We start from the raw sequence: 16,500 nt of genomic DNA, 5'->3' as shown, positions 1-16,500 counted from the left end.
GTCCTTCTGACATGGCCGCGTCTCCCGTTTCCCGCAATGACTTCAGCTTCTTCCACGGCCTGCGCGTGCGCTGGTCGGAAGTCGATCCACAGGGCATCGTCTTCAACGGCAATTACCTGACCTACGCCGACGTCGCCACCACCGAGTACTACCGCCATCTGGGCGTGAGCTACCCGGCCGACCTGCTGCGTGGCGGCGGCGACCTGTTCGCGGTGAAGACCACCCTGGAGTATCTGGCGCCGGCACGCTTCGACGACTGGCTGGAAATGGGCGTACGCGTCAGCCGCCTGGGCCGCAGCAGCCTGACCTTCCAGGTGTCGATCTGGTGTGACGAACAGTTGCTGACGCTGGGGGAACTGATCTACGCCTATGCCGGCGAGGACCGGACGAGCCAGCCCCTGCCGGACTGGCTGCGCGGGAAGATCAACGAATTCGAGCGCGTCTCGCCGCAGCAGTGAGCGCGGCGGACGGCGCGTCAATTACCGCCGGATATCTGGGCGAAGCGCGCCCGATCGGAGGCAAAGCTGCTTTGCGCCTGAATCCGCAACTGCTGGTAGCGAGCGATATCCTGCTGCAGGCGCTGTTCATCGTCGCGCAGGTTGCTCAGTTGCGCGACCAGGTCGTCCGGCACCTGGCGACCGGCGCGCTCCTGGTCGGCGGCACGGGCCTGCAGGTTGGCCTGCTGCATCTTCAGCGATTGCAGGTTGCCCTTGGCCACGCTGGCCAGCCCATCGAGTTCGGCCAGCTTGCGATCGCGGGCACGGTCGACGTCTTCCACGCTGGTATACATGCGCATCAACTGCTGATCGGAGCTGGCGCGGGCGGCGTCCGCCTTGCGCTGCTCGATCTCGGCGGCGGTCGGTGCCGGCGGAACCTCGCGGATGACCCGGCCCTGGTCGTTGAGCACCTGGTAGCCCTTGCCGATGTACTGCGGAGGGACACCCAGGCGGTCGATGACGGTGATGCCCTTGTCATTGACGTAACGGTACATCTCGACCTGGCTGGTCGGCTGCCCGGCAGCCGTCACCTGGCCTGCGAGCATGGCTCCCAGAAGCCCCATCAACACCCTGTAGCGGAAAGCACCCTGCTTGGCCATGCCCTACGTCCTGGTTGCGGTTAGATACCGTACTGCGCCCGATAAGCCTCGACAGCCGCGAGATGCTGCTTGAGCTGACCGTCACCGGCCAGATATTCCAATACCTGCTCCAGCGAGACAATGCTGACGACCGGAATCGAAAAGTCCCGTTCAACTTCCTGGATCGCCGACAGCTCACCCTTGCCGCGCTCCTGACGGTTCAGCGCGATCAGCACGCCGGCTGCCTGGGCACCCTGGGCGTCGATGATCTGCATGACCTCGCGGATCGCAGTGCCGGCGGTGATCACGTCATCGATGATCAGCGCGCGGCCGGCCAGCGGCGCGCCGACCAGCGTGCCGCCTTCGCCATGGTCCTTGGCTTCCTTGCGGTTGAAGCACCAGGGCAGGTCGCGGCCGTGCTGTTCGGCCAACGCAATCGCTGTAGCGGCCGCCAGCGGGATTCCTTTATAGGCCGGGCCGAACAACACGTCGAAAGGTATGCCGCTGTCGACCACCGCGCTGGCGTAGAAACGACCCAGCTGGGACAGTGCAACCCCGGTATTGAACAGACCGGCGTTGAAGAAGTACGGACTGGTGCGCCCGGACTTGAGGGTGAACTCGCCGAAGCGAAGAACGCCGCGCTCGATGGCGAAGCGGATGAAATCGCGTTGATATGCGTGCATGGGAGAGAACCGGCCGGTATGAATTTAGCTAAACCGTTTGAGCTCGGGTATCATACACACACGTGATTTTGGGGGCCATTTATGCGGATCATCAGTGTGAACGTGAATGGTATTCAGGCTGCAGCCGAGCGTGGTTTGCTCAGTTGGCTGCAAGCCCAGAATGCCGACGTGATCTGCTTGCAGGATACCCGCGCCTCCGCTTTCGATCTGGATGACCCGTCCTACCAACTGGATGGCTACTTCCTGTACGCCTGCGATGCCGAAGTGCCCAGTCAGGGTGGCGTCGCAATCTATAGTCGTCTGCAACCCAAGGCTGTCATAAGCGGCCTGGGTTTCGAGATGGCCGATCGTTACGGGCGCTACCTGCAAGCCGATTTCGATAAAGTGAGTATCGCCACTCTCCTGCTGCCTACCGGGCAGGAAGGGGACGAGAACCTGAACCACAAGTTCAAGTTCATGGACGATTTCGCCCAGTACATGAACAAGCAGCGCCGCAAGCGCCGCGAATACATCTATTGCGGCTCGCTCTACGTCGCGCACCAGAAGCTGGACGTGAAGAACTGGCGCGAATGCCAGCAATCGCCCGGCTTCATGGCGCCGGAGCGTGGCTGGATGGATGAGATCTTCGGCACCATGGGCTACGTCGACGCCCTGCGCGAGGTCAACCGCGAAGGCGACCAGTACAGCTGGTGGCCGGAAAGCGAACAGGCCGAGCTGCTCAACCTGGGCTGGCGCTTCGACTACCAGATCCTCACGCCGGGGCTGCGCCGCTTCGTGCGCGGCGCCAAGCTGCCGCGCCAGCCGCGTTTCTCCCAGCATGCGCCGCTGATCGTGGACTACGACTGGACCCTGAGCATCTGAGCCCCGTCGTGCCGCCGAGAGGCGGACAGAAAAAAGCCGGCTTCGAGCCGGCTTTTTCGTGCCTGGAGTTCAGCCCCTACTTGATCGGGCGCCAGGTGAAGGGATAGCGATAATCCAGCCCTTCGTTGGCCTTGATCCCGGCGATGATGGTGAGCACCAGCGCGCCGATACTCACCAGCCCCAGCAGGAAGAAGCCGATCACCACCAGCATCAGCAGGAAGCTGACCATCACCGCGAGGCTCACGGTGATCTGGAAGTTCAGCGCCTCTTTGCCCTGGCGGTCCACGAACGGGTCCGATTCACGCTTGATCTGCCAGACGATCAGCGGCCCGAGCAGGTTGCCGAAGGGAAAGATGAAGCCGAGAAAGGCGGCGAAGTGGCAGAACATCGCCCACTGGCGGGCTTCCTGGCTCGGTTGAACCTGCTGTACCGGTACTTCGTCGCTCATCCTTTCGCTCCTTGCCGTTGGGTATCGAGTGCGGATCAGTCCGCCAGCGCGGCGCGCTGCAGTTCGAACAGTTCGCGCAGGCCCTGCTGCGCCAGCTCCAGCATGGCATTCAGCTCGGCCGGCTGGAAGGGCGCACCCTCGGCGGTGCCCTGGACCTCGATGAAGCCGCCGGCATCGGTCATGACCACGTTCAGGTCGGTCTCGGCGGCGGAATCCTCCAGGTAGTCCAGGTCCAGCACCGGCTCGCCCTGGTACATGCCCACGGAAACGGCAGCGACCATCTGCTTGAGCGGGTTGCCTTTGAGCGCACCACGCTTCTTCAGCACGGCCAGCGCATCGATCAACGCCACGGTCGCGCCGGTGATGGACGCAGTGCGGGTGCCACCGTCGGCCTGGATCACATCGCAATCGATGTACAGGGTGTTCTCGCCCAGCTTGCTCAGGTCCAGCGCGGCGCGCAGGGAGCGGCCGATCAGGCGCTGGATCTCCAGGGTGCGACCACCCTGCTTGCCGCGTGCGGCTTCACGCTGGTTACGCTCGCCGGTGGAGCGCGGCAGCATGCCGTACTCGGCGGTCAGCCAGCCCTGGCCCTGGCCCTTGAGGAAGCGCGGCACACCGGATTCGGCGCTGACGGTGCAGATCACCTTGGTGTCGCCGAACTCGACCAGCACGGAACCCTCGGCGTGCTTGGTGTAATGGCGGGTGATACGGATCGGGCGCAGTTGGTCGGCGGCGCGGCCACTGGGACGGTTCATGGAGGCATCCTGTACAGATTGCTGGCGGGGGAATGTCGGCCATTATAGAGGCCAGCGGACGGCCGCAACCACCGCCGGTGTGCGGTGGCGCGCCAGGCTGGGTTACAATTGCCGGTTTCCGACGACCTGTCGGCCGTTTCCCACAGTCTTCAAGCGAGGTAATTCCATGGTCCACAGCATGACCGCCTTCGCCCGCGTCGAGCGCGCCGGCACCCATGGAACCCTCAGTTGGGAGCTGCGCTCGGTCAACCATCGCTACCTCGAGCCCAACCTGCGTCTGCCCGAAGCCTTCCGCGACCTCGAAGGCGCGGTGCGCGAGGCGCTGCGCCAGGGCCTGTCGCGCGGCAAGGTGGAATGCACCCTGCGCTTCAACGAGGAGAACGCCGGCAAGCCGCTGCAGGTCGACCGCGAACGCGCCGCGCAACTGGTCGCCGCCGCCGAGACCGTCGCCGGCCTGATCCAGCAGCCCGCCCCGCTCGACCCGCTGGCCGTGCTGGCCTGGCCGGGTGTGCTGGTGGGCGATGCCGCCGATCCGCAGGCGCTCAATGCCAGCGCCCTGGCCGCCTTCAACCAGGCCCTGGACGAGCTCAAGGCCGGCCGCGCCCGCGAAGGCGCGGACTTGGCGAAGATCATCGACGAACGCCTGAGCGCCATGCAGGAAGAAGTGGTGAACCTGCGCGAGCTGGTGCCGCAGATGCTCGCCAACCAGCGCCAGAAGATCCTCGACCGCTTCAACGAGATGAAGGCCGAGCTCGACCCGCAGCGCCTGGAACAGGAAATGGTCCTGCTGGCGCAGAAGAGCGACGTCGCCGAAGAACTCGACCGCCTGACCACCCACATCACCGAAGTGCGCCGCGTACTCAAGGCCGGTGGAGCTGCCGGCCGCCGCCTGGACTTCCTGATGCAGGAGCTCAACCGCGAGGCCAACACGCTGGGTTCGAAGGCTTTCGACCCGCGCTCGACCCAGGCAGCGGTCAACCTCAAGGTCCTGATCGAGCAGATGCGCGAGCAGGTCCAGAATATCGAGTAAGCCGGACGCCTCCGGCTTCCATTCAGTCAACCGTTACTCCAGGAAAGCGCCATGTCCGGCACCCTGTACATCGTTTCCGCGCCGTCGGGCGCCGGCAAGACCAGCCTGGTCAAGGCCCTGCTCGACACCATGCCCAGCGTGCGCGTCTCCGTTTCCCACACCACCCGCGGCATGCGTCCGGGCGAGGTGGACGGGGTGAACTACCACTTCGTCGGTCATGACACTTTCAAGGCCATGCTCGAACGCAACGAGTTTCTCGAGCACGCGCAGGTTTTCGACAATCTCTACGGCACCTCCCAGCGCTGGGTGGAAAAGACCCTGGCCGAGGGCAACGACCTGATCCTGGAGATCGACTGGCAGGGCGCGCAGCAGGTGCGCCGGCTGATGCCCCAGGCGCAGTCGATCTTCATCCTGCCGCCGACCCAGGAAGCCCTGCGCCAGCGCCTGACCAACCGCGGCCAGGACAGCGACGAGGTCATCGAGCGGCGCATGCAGGAAGCCGTCAGCGAAATGAGCCACTATGTGGAGTACGATCACCTGGTGATCAACGACGATTTCGCCCACGCGCTGGAAGACCTCAAGGCAATCTTCCGCGCCCGCCAGCTGCGCCAGGATGCCCAGCAGCAACGCCATACCGAGCTGCTGCAGCGCCTGCTGGCCTGAATCGGGCGAGCAAAGGCACTTCCATAAAGATTGGCGATTTTTTAGACTATCCAGTCCGCCCGGTAATTCTCCGGGTCTCCATTTGCGTAATGAGGAACACCATGGCCCGCGTCACCGTTGAAGACTGCCTGGACAACGTCGATAACCGTTTCGAGCTGGTCATGCTCGCCACCAAGCGTTCGCGCCAGCTGGCTACCGGCGGCAAGGAGCCCAAGGTACCGTGGGAAAACGACAAGCCCACCGTTGTCGCCCTGCGCGAAATCGCCTCGGGCCTGGTGGATGCTGACATCGTTCAGCAGGAGGACGTGGTTGAAGAAGAGCCGCTGTTCGCTGCTTTTGAAGACGAGGCCAACAACGAGGCCCTGTAAGTCGATGTCCGGCCGACGAATCGGCGCGCCACGACGCACTGCTCGGCAGGGGGTGAACCCATGCCGAGCATAGATGCCTTCGCCGACCGGCTATCGAGCTATCTGGGCCCGGATCAGGTCAACCTGGTCCGCCGCGCCTACTACTACGCCGAGCAGGCCCATGACGGGCAGCGCCGCCGCAGCGGCGAAGCCTACGTCACGCACCCGCTCGCCGTCGCCAACATCCTCGCCGACATGCACATGGACCATCAGAGCCTGATGGCGGCCATGCTGCACGACGTGATCGAGGACACCGGCATCGCCAAGGAAGCGCTCACCGCGCAGTTCGGCGAGACCGTCTCGGAACTGGTGGACGGGGTCAGCAAGCTGACCCAGATGAACTTCGAGTCCAAGGCCGAGGCGCAGGCCGAGAACTTCCAGAAGATGGCCATGGCCATGGCACGCGACATCCGCGTGATCCTGGTGAAGCTGGCCGACCGCCTGCACAACATGCGCACGCTGGAAGTGCTGTCGGGCGAGAAACGCCGGCGCATCGCCAAGGAAACCCTGGAAATCTACGCGCCCATCGCCAACCGGCTGGGCATGCACAGCATGCGCGTGGAGTTCGAGGACCTGGGCTTCAAGGCCATGCACCCGATGCGCTCCGAGCGCATCCGCCAGGCGGTGAAGAAAGCCCGCGGCAACCGCCGCGAGATCGTCGGCAAGATCCAGGAATCGCTGGTCAACTGCCTCGCCCGCGAAGGCATGGAAGGCCAGGTCCTGGGCCGCGAGAAGCACCTGTTCAGCATCTACAAGAAGATGCGCGGCAAGCGCAAGGCGTTCAACGAGATCATGGACGTCTACGCCTTCCGCGTCATCGTCGACAAGGTCGACACCTGCTACCGCGTGCTCGGCGCCGTGCACAACCTGTACAAGCCGTTCCCCGGTCGCTTCAAGGACTACATCGCGATTCCCAAGGCCAACGGCTACCAGTCGTTGCACACCACGCTGTTCGGCATGCACGGCGTGCCCATCGAGATCCAGATCCGCACCCGCGAGATGGAAGAGATGGCCAACCACGGGATCGCCGCGCACTGGTTGTACAAGTCCAGCGAAGAGGAAGCCCAGAAGGGCACCCACGCCCGCGCCCGCCAGTGGGTGAAGGGCATCCTCGAACTGCAGCAGCGCGCGGGCAACTCGCTGGAATTCATCGAGAACGTGAAGATCGACCTGTTCCCGGACGAGGTCTACGTCTTCACGCCCAAGGGCCGCATCATGGAGTTGCCCAAGGGCTCCACGGCGGTCGACTTCGCCTACGCGGTGCACACCGACGTCGGCAACAGCTGCATCGCCTGCCGTATCAACCGCCGCCTGGCGCCGCTGTCCGAACCGCTGCAGAGCGGCGCGACGGTGGAAATCGTCACCGCGCCGGGCACCCGGCCGAACCCGGCCTGGCTCAACTTCGTGGTCACCGGCAAGGCGCGCACGCACATTCGCCACGCGCTCAAGCTGCAGCGCCGCTCCGAGTCGATCAACCTCGGCGAGCGCCTGCTGAACAAGACCCTGGCCGGCTTCGACAGCCACCTGGAGAAGATTCCGCAGGAACGCATCCAGGGTGTGCTCAGCGAATACCGCATGGAAGTCTTCGAGGACCTGCTCGAAGAGATTGGCCTGGGCAACCGCATGGCCTACGTGGTCGCGCGCCGCCTGCTGTCCAGCGAAGGCGAGGAAGCGCCCAGCGCCGAAGGTCCGCTGGCGATTCGCGGCACCGAGGGCCTGGTGCTCAGCTACGCCAAGTGCTGCACGCCGATCCCGGGAGACCCGATCGTCGGCCACCTGTCCGCCGGCAAGGGCATGGTCGTGCACCTGGAGAACTGCCGGAACATCAGCGAGATTCGCCACAACCCGGAAAAATGCATCCAGCTCAGCTGGGCCAAGGATGTCACCGGCGAATTCAACGTCGAATTGCGCGTCGAACTGGAACACCAGCGCGGCCTGATCGCCCTGCTGGCGACCAGCGTCAACGCCGCCGACGGCAACATCGAGAAGATCAGCATGGACGAGCGCGACGGCCGCATCAGCGTGGTCCAGCTCGTCGTCAGCGTGCATGACCGTGTGCACCTGGCCCGCGTCATCAAGAAGCTGCGCGCGCTCAAGGGCGTGATCCGCATCACCCGCATGCGCAGCTGATCCCACCCTAAGGAGTCGACATGACCAAGACCGTTATCCACACCGACAAAGCTCCGGCCGCCATCGGTACCTACTCCCAGGCGATCAAGGCCGGCAACACCGTCTATGTCTCCGGTCAGATCCCGCTGGACCCGAAAACCATGGAACTGGTCGAGGGCTTCGAAGAGCAGACCGTCCAGGTCTTCGAGAACCTGAAAGCCGTCATCGAGGCTTCCGGCGGCTACCTGCACGACGTCGCCAAGCTGAACATCTTCCTCACCGACCTCTCGCACTTCGCCAAGGTCAACGAGATCATGGGCAAGTACTTCACCCAGCCCTACCCGGCCCGTGCCGCCATTGGCGTCGCCGCACTGCCCAAGGGCGCGCAGGTCGAGATGGACGCCATCGTCGTCCTGGAATAAGCGCTACGAAACACCTACGGGGCCCCGGAGGGTCTGATGTCGTTTCGACGTGGCCGCGACGGAGCCGCATTTTGCGCAGGGTGAGGCGCGAATCGTGTGGTTTGGTCACTCCAAATGAACAATGAGTAACGAAGCGCTGCGCAAAATGCGGCCCGTCCCTTCGGGTTGCGCGTCAAATCACGCCATGCGTCGTTGCGGGGCTAGGTAAGGGAGCGCCATTACCGTCGCCCCGCGTCTAGCCTGGCGTGATTTGACGCGGCAACGCGGTTCACGACGAAACGTCATCAGACCCTTTCCCCGTTCCTTTGTCTGCAAGGAGCAAACATGCGTCGCGCCCTGATCCTGAGCGCTCTGATCGGCCTGCTTACTGGCTGCGCCGGCACCCCGTCCGACCCTTCCGGCGTCTGGGTCAACCAGGCCGCCATCGATGCTGCCGGCAAGGGTGGCAAGCTGCGCGAGGCGCTGCTGGCCTACGGCCCGAACCTGGAATGGAAGCTGGACACCAAGGCCAGCCAGGCGACCTTCAGCAACGGCTTCGAGCTGGGCGAAGGGCAGCTTACCCAGACCGATCCCAAGCACTACCGCGTGGAGTTCTACGGCAGCAACCAGGAATCCCTGGAGCTGGACGGCAAGGAACTGGTGCAGGTAGGCAGCGACAACTGGCCCGAACAGCGCTTCCTGCGTCCCAAGGAGCAGCCCGCGACGCAGGCATCGGCCGGCAGCACCTTCGAGAACGCCCTGTATGCGGCCTACCTCAACGGCACCTGGATCATCGAGGAAGGCGAAGGCAAGGGCAGCAAGGTCAAGTTCCTCTCCAACGGCAGCCTCGAAGGCATGCCGGGCTTCGACCGCTACGCGCTGTGCCTGGCCGGCGACTGCGCGGCCATGAGCGGCGACAACGACAGCATCTGGCTGCAACAGGGCCAGCAAGGCCGCGAGTATCTGTTCGAGCGTGACGGCGACAAGCTGGAGCTGTTCGAGGCGGTAAATCGCGCCCAGGCCGATGAAATGCCCAGCTACGCGCCGGGCAACAAGGTCTGGACCCTGGAGCGCGACTGATCCGCAAGCGGACGGGCTGACAGCATCAGCGCAGCCCGCTCCACAGCAGCCAGCCGCCCAGCGCCAGCAGCAATCCCCCGCAGATCCTGTCCAGTGCCGTCACCCGACGCTTGAGCCAGCCGCGCCAGCGCGGGCGATCCAGTAGGCGCACCAGCAACAGGTCCCACAGCAGTACCACCGCGCCCATCCACAGCACGCAGGCCCCCAGTGCCCAGGCGGGCAGGTGGAACTGCCCGAGTACGCCGAACAGCCCGGTATAGAAGATCGGCAGCTTGGGATTCAGGCTGCTGGCCAGGAACCCCTCGCGCACTCCCCGCAGGAAGCCGCCCGCCTTGTGGTTGCCGCCGGCTGTGGGAATCTCCAGCTTCCGCCGCGCCAGCAGAGCCTGCGTACCGAGCCAGACGAAATAGCCACCTCCCAGCAATTGCACGACGCGCAGCCCATGGCTCGCCACCTCCGGCAGCAGGCCGAGGACGAACAACACCAACAGCATGCTGGCCAGATTGGCCAGGGAGATGCCCGCTGCGCAACCGTCTGCATGGCGCCTGCCGCGCAAAAGCGCAGCGCGAATCAGCAGGAAGAAATCCGGCCCCGGCGACAGCAGGGCGGCGAAGTGAGTGCTGGCAACCAGCGCGAAGGCGGCGAACATGGCGATCTCCCGAATGCGGCGTCGCGCAGTCTGAAAGGACCGACCTCGTGGAGTCTTGGAAGAAACTCAGGTGCGCGTGGCGCGCAGGAAACGTCCGGGAGTGACGCCAGTGAAGCGGCGGAAGGTGCCGGAAAAATGCGCCTGGTCGTAGAAGCCCAGGGCGAGCGCGACATCCAGCGGCTTCTCGCCAGCCACCAGCAGGCGCTTGGCCTCGCGGATGCGTCGCTGCAGCAGATAGGTATGCGGCGGCACGCCGTAGGCGTTGCGGAAGGCTTCGATCAGGTGGCGCGGATGGCGCTGCAACAGCGTGGCGAGTTCTTCGAGGCTGACTGCCTCGCGGTAATGCGCCTCCAGATAATCCCGCAGCTTTGCGGTGGCGCAGCCATCGCGCGCGGCCGAGGCCGTCGGGCGCATGCCACCGTGGCGGACGAACACCAACTCCAGCAGCGCCAGCAGTTCGCTTTCCAGCGCCAGCGCATCGTTGCGTTCGAACTCGCTGGCCACACGCCGCAGCGCTTCCGCCACCTGCCCGTCATCGTTCGGATTGAGCGCCTGGAAGCCGCGCGGCAACTGCTTGCGGCCCAGCAGCGGGAGCAGGCGCGACTCCTCGATGTAGAGCATGCGGTAGACCAGACGCTCGGACTCGGCATTGCCGGTATGTGGCTCCTCCGGGTTCATCAGCGACAGGGTGCCGGCCGGCAGCACGTGGTGCGCGCCACGGCACTGGTAGCCGCCAGCGCCGTGCAGGATGGCGCCGATGGCGAAGGCATCGTGGCTATGACGCCCGAACGGCTGGCCGGAGAAGTCCGCGTGGAACAACTCCACCCCCGGCAACCAGGGGCGCACCAGCAGCCGGTTGGCGTCCATCAGTCCTGCTTGCCCGCGAGAATCGCCGCGTAGCCTTCGCGGAAGCTCGGGTAACGCGGCTCCCAGCCCAGCGCACGGGCGCGAGCATTGCTGCAGCGCTTGCTGCCGGCGCGGCGCACGGTCTGCTCGTCGGCCCAGTGGGTCACGCCAAGGTGCGAGCGCAGCCAGGCGACCACGTCATGCAATGCAGCGGGGTCGTTGTCGACGCCGAGGTAGCAGTCTTCCAGCGCAACACCTTGGCGATCGGCCTCCAGCAGATGCGCCAGCAGGCCGGCACAGTCCTCGGCGTGAATGCGGTTGGCGTACAGCGGCGGCTCGCTGGCTACGCGGTAGCCCTCGCGCACCTGCTTGAGCAGCCACTCGCGGCCGGGGCCGTAGATGCCGGTGAGACGCACGACGCTGGCGGGAATGCCGCTCTGCAGCGCCACCTGCTCGGCTTCGAGCATCACGCTGCCGGAATAGCTTTCGGCCTCGGCCGGCGAGGTCTCGTCGATCCACTCGCCATTGCGCTGGGCATACACGCCGCTGCTGGAAACGAACAGCAGGCGCTTGGGCGTCTGCCCGCGCTGCTTGAGCCAACCGAGGGTATTGCGCAGGCCTTCGACATAGGCGGCACGATAACCAGCCTCGTCATGCTGGGTCGCGGCGGCGCAGTACACCAGGTAATCCAGGCTGCCGACCGGCCAGGTATCGGGGCATTCGAGCTGGGCCAGGTCACCTGCCACCGGCAGCACTTCCAGCGGCAGCGCGGCGACGTTGCGACGCAGGCCATGGACGCGCCAGTCCTGCGCGGCCAGTTGACGCCCCAGGCGGCTGCCGACATCGCCGCAACCGACGATCATCAGGCTCGGGAAGGTGCTCTTGCTCATGCTTGGCTCCGCGAATCAAAGCTCGGCAGTTTAGCGCGGTTGGTTCGCGGCGGTGCAGCCGCTATGCTTGGGCCACCTCAACGGATTTAGTCGCCATGACCCTGACCGAACTGCGCTACATCGTCACGCTTGCCCAGGAGCAACACTTCGGCCGCGCCGCGGAGCGCTGCCATGTCAGCCAGCCGACCCTGTCGGTGGGCGTGAAGAAGCTGGAAGACGAGCTCGGCGTGCTGATCTTCGAGCGCAGCAAGAGTGCGGTGCGCCTGACCCCGGTCGGCGAAGGCATCGTGGCGCAGGCGCAGAAGGTGCTGGAACAGGCCCAGGGCATCCGCGAACTGGCCCAGGCCGGCAAGAACCAGTTGACCTCGCCGCTCAAGGTCGGCGCCATCTACACCATCGGCCCGTACCTGTTCCCGCACCTGATCCCGCAGCTGCATCGGGTCGCTCCGCAGATGCCGCTGTACATCGAGGAAAACTTCACCCACATCCTGCGCGACAAGCTGCGCACCGGCGAGCTGGACGCGATCATCATCGCCCTGCCGTTCCAGGAAGCCGACGTGCTGACCCTGCAGCTGTTCGACGAGCCCTTCTACGTGCTGATGCCGGCGGACCACCAATGGACCGCGAAGAAGACCATCGACCCGGAGCTGCTCAACGACAAGAGCCTGCTGCTGCTCGGCGAAGGCCACTGCTTCCGCGACCAGGTGCTCGAAGCCTGCCCGACGACCCACAAGGGCAGCGAGAACAAGCACACCACGGTGGAATCCAGCTCGCTGGAAACCATCCGCCACATGGTCGCCTCCGGCCTGGGCGTGTCGGTGCTGCCGTTCTCCGCCGTGGACAGCCACCACTACGCGCCGGGCGTGCTGGAAGTGCGTCCGTTCAGCGCGCCAGTGCCCTTCCGTACCGTCGCCATCGCCTGGCGCGCCAGCTTCCCGCGGCCGCGAGCGATAGAGGTGCTGGCCGACTCGATCCGCCTCTGTTCGGTCGCCAAGCCGACCGTCAAGGGTGAAGCCGAGCCGGCATGACCGATCTGTCTAACGTCCCGGTCACCGCGCTCAAGGGCGTAGGCGCCGCGCTGGAGGAGAAGCTGGCGAAGGTCGGCCTGGAGAACCTCCAGGACATCCTCTTCCACCTGCCGCTGCGCTACCAGGACCGCACCCGCATCACGCCCATCGGCGCGCTGCGCCCGGGGCAGGATGCGGTGGTCGAAGGCGTGGTCTCCGGCGCCGACGTGGTGATGGGCAAGCGTCGCAGTTTATTGGTGCGCCTGCAGGACGGCACCGGCACGCTGAGCCTGCGCTTCTATCACTTCAGCCAGGCGCAGAAGGAAAACCTCAAGCGCGGCACGCACCTGCGCTGCTACGGCGAGGCGCGCCCCGGCGCATCGGGCCTGGAGATCTACCACCCCGAATACCGCTCGCTCACCGACGCCGTCGCGGCGCCGGTGGAGCAGACGCTGACACCGATCTACCCGACCACCGAAGGCCTTACCCAGCAGCGTCTGCGCCAGCTGAGCGAGCAGACCCTGGCGCGCCTCGGCCCGTCGAGCCTGCCGGACTGGCTGCCGGCGGAGCTGGCCCGCGACTACCGCCTGGGCCCGCTGGACGAAGCCATCCGCTACCTGCATCGGCCGCCGCCGGACGCCGATCTGGAAGAGCTCGCCGAAGGCCGCCACTGGGCGCAGCACCGCCTGGCCTTCGAGGAACTGCTGACCCACCAGCTGTCGCTGCAACGCCTGCGCGAGAGCGTGCGCTCCCAGGCCGCGCCGCAGCTGCCACCGGCCAAGCGACTGCCGGCGCTGTACCTGAAGAACCTCGGCTTCAAGCCCACCGGCGCGCAGCAGCGGGTCGGTGCGGAGATCGCCTACGACCTCGCCCAGCCCGAGCCGATGCTGCGCCTGGTACAAGGCGACGTGGGTGCTGGCAAGACCGTGGTCGCCGCCCTCGCCGCCCTGCAAGCACTGGAGGCCGGCTACCAGGTGGCGCTGATGGCGCCCACCGAGATCCTTGCCGAGCAGCACTTCCTCAACTTCACCAAGTGGCTGCAGCCGCTGGGCATCGAAGTCGCCTGGCTGGCCGGCAAGCTCAAGGGCAAGGCCCGCGCCAGTGCGCTGGAGCAGATCGCCGGCGGCGCGCCGATGATCGTCGGCACCCACGCGCTGTTCCAGGACGAAGTGAAGTTCAAGCGCCTGGCCCTGGTGATCATCGACGAGCAGCACCGCTTCGGCGTGCAGCAGCGCCTCGCCCTGCGCCAGAAAGGCGTGGACGGACGGCTCTGCCCGCACCAGCTGATCATGACCGCCACACCGATCCCACGAACCCTGGCGATGAGCGCCTACGCCGACCTGGACACCTCGATCCTCGACGAGCTGCCGCCCGGCCGCACGCCGGTGAACACCGTGCTGGTGGCCGACAGCCGCCGCATCGAAGTGATCGAGCGGGTTCGCGCCGCCTGCGCTGAAGGTCGTCAGGCCTACTGGGTGTGCACGCTGATCGAAGAATCCGAAGAACTGACCTGCCAGGCCGCGGAAACCACCTACGAGGAACTCTCCTCGGCGCTGGGCGAATTGCGCGTGGGCCTGATCCACGGGCGCATGAAGCCGGCGGACAAGGCCGTGGTCATGGAAGCCTTCAAGGAAGGCCTGCTGCAGCTGCTGGTGGCGACCACGGTGATCGAGGTCGGCGTGGACGTGCCCAACGCCAGCCTGATGATCATCGAGAACCCCGAGCGCCTGGGCCTGGCCCAGCTGCACCAGCTGCGCGGGCGCGTCGGCCGGGGCAGTGCGGCGAGCCACTGCGTGCTGCTCTACCACCCGCCGCTGTCGCAAATCGGCCGCGAGCGCCTGGGGATCATGCGCGAGACCTGCGACGGCTTCATCATCGCCGAGAAGGACCTGGAGCTGCGCGGCCCCGGCGAAATGCTCGGCACCCGCCAGACCGGCCTGCTGCAATTCAAGGTCGCCGACCTGATGCGCGACGCCGACCTGCTGCCCGCAGTACGCGATGCCGCCCAAGCCCTGCTGGCGCACTGGCCGCAATCGGTCAGCCCATTGCTGGCGCGCTGGCTGCGACACGGGCAGCAATACGGACAAGTGTGATGTATTTCACTCTCATCGGTCAGTTGACCGCTCGGTCACGCTGACTGCGTGGTTATACTCCGACCCAGCCGTTGATAACCGGATCACATTCATGAGCGATGCCGCACTCGCCCCATCCGACTCCTCGCAGGCCCCCGAGGTCATCCTGCAGCTGCTCGCCAAGCTGGGCATTCCCTCTCGCGAGGTGAACGACGGCAGCACGCTTTCCGCTGCGCGTCGGGTGCAGGCCAGCCTGCTGGAGGATGCGGTCGGCACCCTGCTGGTGCTGTTCCCCCAGAGCCAACTGCTGGACCTCAATCGCCTCGCCGAACTCACCGGGCGCAAGCTGGTGGCGGTCAAGCCCGATCGCTTGGAGCGCATGCTCGGCAAGCATCAGCTCGGCCGCCTGCCGGCATTGCCACCGCTGACCAGTTCGCCGTGCCTGTATGACGAGCGCCTGCTGCAGGAGCCCCAGCTGCTGATCGAATCCGGCACGCCGGGCACCCTGCTGGAGATTCCTACGGCGTCCTTCCGCAGCCTGCTGGAGAAAGCCAGCGCGGCGCGCTTCGGCGTGCTGCTGGACTCGATCCGGCCGAACCTGGACCGCCCGGACGACGACCGCAAGGAAATCACCCAGGCCGTGCAGGCGTTCACCGCCCGCCGCATCCAGCAGCGCCTGGAAGAAACCATCGAGATTCCGCCGCTGCCGGAAACCGCGCAGAAGATCATCAAGCTGCGCGTCGATCCCAACGCCACGGTGGACGACATCACCGGCGTGGTGGAAACCGACCCGGCACTCGCCGCGCAGGTGGTCAGTTGGGCGGCCTCGCCCTACTACGCCGCACCCGGCAAGATCCGCTCGGTGGAAGACGCCATCGTCCGCGTGCTGGGCTTCGACCTGGTGATCAACCTCGCCCTGGGCCTGGCCCTGGGCAAGACCCTGAGCCTGCCCAAGGACCAGCCGCAGCACGCCACGCCCTACTGGCACCAGGCGATCTACACCGCCGCGGTGATCGAGGGCCTGACCCGCGCCGTGCCCCGCGCAGAACGCCCGGAAGCCGGCCTGACCTACCTCGGCGGCCTGCTGCACAGCATCGGCTACCTGGTCCTGGCGCACATCTTCCCACCGCATTTCTCGCTGATCTGCCGGCACCTGGAAGTGAACCCGCACGTCGAGCACAACCTCGTCGAGCAGCACCTGCTGGGCATCACCCGCGAGCAGATCGGCGCCTGGCTGATGCGCACCTGGGACATGCCGGAAGAGATCTACACCGCGCTGCGCTTCCAGCACGACCCATCTTATGCCGGCGACTGCTCGGCCTACGCCAACCTGGTGTGCCTGGCGACCCGCCTGCTGCGCAACCACGGCATCGGCAGCGGCCCGGAGAGCGATATCCCGCAGGACCTGCTCGATCGCCTGGACATCCCGCGTGAAAAGGCCGAGGACGCCGTGCGCAAGGTACTCGATGCCGAAGCCGTTCTGCGCGAGCTGGCCAACCAGTTCAACCCGGGGCACTGAAAGCC

At 65.8% G+C, this 16,500-nt stretch carries 18 protein-coding genes; 11 read left to right on the top strand and 7 right to left on the bottom strand.

Going from position 1 to position 16,500, the window contains the following annotated elements; all coding sequences use genetic code 11:
- Nucleotides 1-11 precede the first annotated feature (11 nt).
- Nucleotides 12-458: an acyl-CoA thioesterase gene (locus tag PNI01S_RS18655; protein ID WP_024762064.1), complete on the top strand. Its 447-nt coding sequence runs from the start codon at nucleotides 12-14 to the stop codon at nucleotides 456-458.
- A gap of 17 nt (nucleotides 459-475) precedes the next feature.
- Here PNI01S_RS18655 and PNI01S_RS18650 read toward each other — a convergent pair whose 3' ends face one another.
- On the bottom strand, nucleotides 476-1,096 hold the full coding sequence (locus tag PNI01S_RS18650) for a hypothetical protein (RefSeq protein ID WP_024762063.1): 621 nt from the start codon (nucleotides 1,094-1,096) through the stop codon (nucleotides 476-478).
- 20 nt (nucleotides 1,097-1,116) lie between these two features.
- Nucleotides 1,117-1,758: an orotate phosphoribosyltransferase gene (gene pyrE / locus PNI01S_RS18645; protein WP_024762062.1), complete on the bottom strand. Its 642-nt coding sequence runs from the start codon at nucleotides 1,756-1,758 to the stop codon at nucleotides 1,117-1,119.
- A gap of 81 nt (nucleotides 1,759-1,839) precedes the next feature.
- Between pyrE and crc the strand changes: the two genes are divergently transcribed.
- Nucleotides 1,840-2,619: a catabolite repression control protein Crc gene (gene crc, locus PNI01S_RS18640; protein ID WP_037009721.1), complete on the top strand. Its 780-nt coding sequence runs from the start codon at nucleotides 1,840-1,842 to the stop codon at nucleotides 2,617-2,619.
- Nucleotides 2,620-2,695: 76 nt separating this feature from the next.
- Here crc and PNI01S_RS18635 read toward each other — a convergent pair whose 3' ends face one another.
- Together PNI01S_RS18635 and rph are read right to left on the bottom strand one after the other, a co-directional pair.
- Nucleotides 2,696-3,067, bottom strand: a complete 372-nt coding sequence (locus PNI01S_RS18635; RefSeq protein WP_024762061.1) for a DUF4870 domain-containing protein — start codon at nucleotides 3,065-3,067, stop codon at nucleotides 2,696-2,698.
- A gap of 35 nt (nucleotides 3,068-3,102) precedes the next feature.
- Nucleotides 3,103-3,822 (bottom strand): ribonuclease PH, encoded by a 720-nt coding sequence (gene rph, locus PNI01S_RS18630; protein WP_015479557.1) that lies wholly within the window; start codon nucleotides 3,820-3,822, stop codon nucleotides 3,103-3,105.
- A gap of 166 nt (nucleotides 3,823-3,988) precedes the next feature.
- Between rph and PNI01S_RS18625 the strand changes: the two genes are divergently transcribed.
- The 6 genes from PNI01S_RS18625 (at nucleotide 3,989) to PNI01S_RS18600 (ending at nucleotide 9,512) form a co-directional block, all read left to right on the top strand.
- Nucleotides 3,989-4,852 (top strand): YicC/YloC family endoribonuclease, encoded by an 864-nt coding sequence (locus tag PNI01S_RS18625; RefSeq protein WP_024762060.1) that lies wholly within the window; start codon nucleotides 3,989-3,991, stop codon nucleotides 4,850-4,852.
- 51 nt (nucleotides 4,853-4,903) lie between these two features.
- Complete coding sequence (gene gmk / locus PNI01S_RS18620; protein ID WP_024762059.1) at nucleotides 4,904-5,515, top strand: guanylate kinase; 612 nt, start codon at nucleotides 4,904-4,906, stop codon at nucleotides 5,513-5,515.
- A gap of 101 nt (nucleotides 5,516-5,616) precedes the next feature.
- Nucleotides 5,617-5,883, top strand: a complete 267-nt coding sequence (rpoZ, locus tag PNI01S_RS18615) for a DNA-directed RNA polymerase subunit omega (RefSeq protein WP_024762058.1) — start codon at nucleotides 5,617-5,619, stop codon at nucleotides 5,881-5,883.
- A 60-nt stretch (nucleotides 5,884-5,943) separates the two neighbouring features.
- Nucleotides 5,944-8,052: a bifunctional GTP diphosphokinase/guanosine-3',5'-bis pyrophosphate 3'-pyrophosphohydrolase gene (spoT, locus tag PNI01S_RS18610; protein ID WP_024762057.1), complete on the top strand. Its 2,109-nt coding sequence runs from the start codon at nucleotides 5,944-5,946 to the stop codon at nucleotides 8,050-8,052.
- Nucleotides 8,053-8,072: 20 nt separating this feature from the next.
- Complete coding sequence (ridA, locus tag PNI01S_RS18605) at nucleotides 8,073-8,453, top strand: RidA family protein (RefSeq protein ID WP_024762056.1); 381 nt, start codon at nucleotides 8,073-8,075, stop codon at nucleotides 8,451-8,453.
- A 324-nt stretch (nucleotides 8,454-8,777) separates the two neighbouring features.
- Nucleotides 8,778-9,512 carry a putative periplasmic lipoprotein gene (locus PNI01S_RS18600; RefSeq protein WP_024762055.1) on the top strand — a complete coding sequence of 245 codons (735 nt, stop codon included), beginning with the start codon at nucleotides 8,778-8,780 and terminating at the stop codon, nucleotides 9,510-9,512.
- 25 nt (nucleotides 9,513-9,537) lie between these two features.
- Here PNI01S_RS18600 and PNI01S_RS18595 read toward each other — a convergent pair whose 3' ends face one another.
- The 3 genes from PNI01S_RS18595 to PNI01S_RS18585 all read right to left on the bottom strand — a co-directional run bounded on the left by PNI01S_RS18595 (nucleotide 9,538) and on the right by PNI01S_RS18585 (nucleotide 11,897).
- Nucleotides 9,538-10,161: a LysE family translocator gene (locus PNI01S_RS18595; RefSeq protein ID WP_084358786.1), complete on the bottom strand. Its 624-nt coding sequence runs from the start codon at nucleotides 10,159-10,161 to the stop codon at nucleotides 9,538-9,540.
- Nucleotides 10,162-10,227: 66 nt separating this feature from the next.
- Nucleotides 10,228-11,028 carry a helix-turn-helix transcriptional regulator gene (locus tag PNI01S_RS18590; RefSeq protein WP_084358785.1) on the bottom strand — a complete coding sequence of 267 codons (801 nt, stop codon included), beginning with the start codon at nucleotides 11,026-11,028 and terminating at the stop codon, nucleotides 10,228-10,230.
- Nucleotides 11,028-11,897 carry an NAD-dependent epimerase/dehydratase family protein gene (locus PNI01S_RS18585; protein WP_024762052.1) on the bottom strand — a complete coding sequence of 290 codons (870 nt, stop codon included), beginning with the start codon at nucleotides 11,895-11,897 and terminating at the stop codon, nucleotides 11,028-11,030. Before PNI01S_RS18585 ends, PNI01S_RS18590 begins: the two co-directional genes overlap by 1 nt.
- A 95-nt stretch (nucleotides 11,898-11,992) precedes the next feature.
- On the opposite strand from PNI01S_RS18585, the gene PNI01S_RS18580 reads away from it, so the two are divergent.
- The 3 genes from PNI01S_RS18580 (at nucleotide 11,993) to PNI01S_RS18570 (ending at nucleotide 16,495) form a co-directional block, all read left to right on the top strand.
- A complete protein-coding gene (locus PNI01S_RS18580) occupies nucleotides 11,993-12,925 on the top strand; it encodes a hydrogen peroxide-inducible genes activator (RefSeq protein WP_037016754.1) in 933 nt (310 codons plus the stop codon).
- Nucleotides 12,922-14,997: an ATP-dependent DNA helicase RecG gene (recG, locus tag PNI01S_RS18575; protein ID WP_024762051.1), complete on the top strand. Its 2,076-nt coding sequence runs from the start codon at nucleotides 12,922-12,924 to the stop codon at nucleotides 14,995-14,997. The genes PNI01S_RS18580 and recG overlap by 4 nt, the downstream gene beginning before the upstream one ends.
- A gap of 91 nt (nucleotides 14,998-15,088) precedes the next feature.
- Entirely contained in the window at nucleotides 15,089-16,495 is a 1,407-nt protein-coding gene (locus PNI01S_RS18570) for an aminoacyl-tRNA deacylase and HDOD domain-containing protein (protein WP_024762050.1), read from the top strand.
- Nucleotides 16,496-16,500: the final 5 nt, after the last annotated feature.

It is taken from the genome of Pseudomonas nitroreducens NBRC 12694 (assembly GCF_002091755.1).
Lineage (GTDB): Bacteria > Pseudomonadota > Gammaproteobacteria > Pseudomonadales > Pseudomonadaceae > Pseudomonas > Pseudomonas nitroreducens.
The sequence above is the reverse complement of the archived record's forward strand: the minus strand, read 5'-3'. Positions and strand labels throughout refer to the sequence as shown.

Excerpts from the sequence above, each read along its gene's own strand:
- PNI01S_RS18655 (WP_024762064.1), top strand. The coding sequence starts at position 12 with ATGGCCGCGTCTCCCGTTTCCCGCAATGACTTCAGCTTCTTCCACGGC.
- PNI01S_RS18650 (WP_024762063.1), bottom strand. The coding sequence starts at position 1,096 with ATGGCCAAGCAGGGTGCTTTCCGCTACAGGGTGTTGATGGGGCTTCTG.
- pyrE (WP_024762062.1), bottom strand. The coding sequence starts at position 1,758 with ATGCACGCATATCAACGCGATTTCATCCGCTTCGCCATCGAGCGCGGC.
- crc (WP_037009721.1), top strand. The coding sequence starts at position 1,840 with ATGCGGATCATCAGTGTGAACGTGAATGGTATTCAGGCTGCAGCCGAG.
- PNI01S_RS18635 (WP_024762061.1), bottom strand. The coding sequence starts at position 3,067 with ATGAGCGACGAAGTACCGGTACAGCAGGTTCAACCGAGCCAGGAAGCC.
- rph (WP_015479557.1), bottom strand. The coding sequence starts at position 3,822 with ATGAACCGTCCCAGTGGCCGCGCCGCCGACCAACTGCGCCCGATCCGT.
- PNI01S_RS18625 (WP_024762060.1), top strand. The coding sequence starts at position 3,989 with ATGGTCCACAGCATGACCGCCTTCGCCCGCGTCGAGCGCGCCGGCACC.
- gmk (WP_024762059.1), top strand. The coding sequence starts at position 4,904 with ATGTCCGGCACCCTGTACATCGTTTCCGCGCCGTCGGGCGCCGGCAAG.
- rpoZ (WP_024762058.1), top strand. The coding sequence starts at position 5,617 with ATGGCCCGCGTCACCGTTGAAGACTGCCTGGACAACGTCGATAACCGT.
- spoT (WP_024762057.1), top strand. The coding sequence starts at position 5,944 with ATGCCGAGCATAGATGCCTTCGCCGACCGGCTATCGAGCTATCTGGGC.
- ridA (WP_024762056.1), top strand. The coding sequence starts at position 8,073 with ATGACCAAGACCGTTATCCACACCGACAAAGCTCCGGCCGCCATCGGT.
- PNI01S_RS18600 (WP_024762055.1), top strand. The coding sequence starts at position 8,778 with ATGCGTCGCGCCCTGATCCTGAGCGCTCTGATCGGCCTGCTTACTGGC.
- PNI01S_RS18595 (WP_084358786.1), bottom strand. The coding sequence starts at position 10,161 with ATGTTCGCCGCCTTCGCGCTGGTTGCCAGCACTCACTTCGCCGCCCTG.
- PNI01S_RS18590 (WP_084358785.1), bottom strand. The coding sequence starts at position 11,028 with ATGGACGCCAACCGGCTGCTGGTGCGCCCCTGGTTGCCGGGGGTGGAG.
- PNI01S_RS18585 (WP_024762052.1), bottom strand. The coding sequence starts at position 11,897 with ATGAGCAAGAGCACCTTCCCGAGCCTGATGATCGTCGGTTGCGGCGAT.
- PNI01S_RS18580 (WP_037016754.1), top strand. The coding sequence starts at position 11,993 with ATGACCCTGACCGAACTGCGCTACATCGTCACGCTTGCCCAGGAGCAA.
- recG (WP_024762051.1), top strand. The coding sequence starts at position 12,922 with ATGACCGATCTGTCTAACGTCCCGGTCACCGCGCTCAAGGGCGTAGGC.
- PNI01S_RS18570 (WP_024762050.1), top strand. The coding sequence starts at position 15,089 with ATGAGCGATGCCGCACTCGCCCCATCCGACTCCTCGCAGGCCCCCGAG.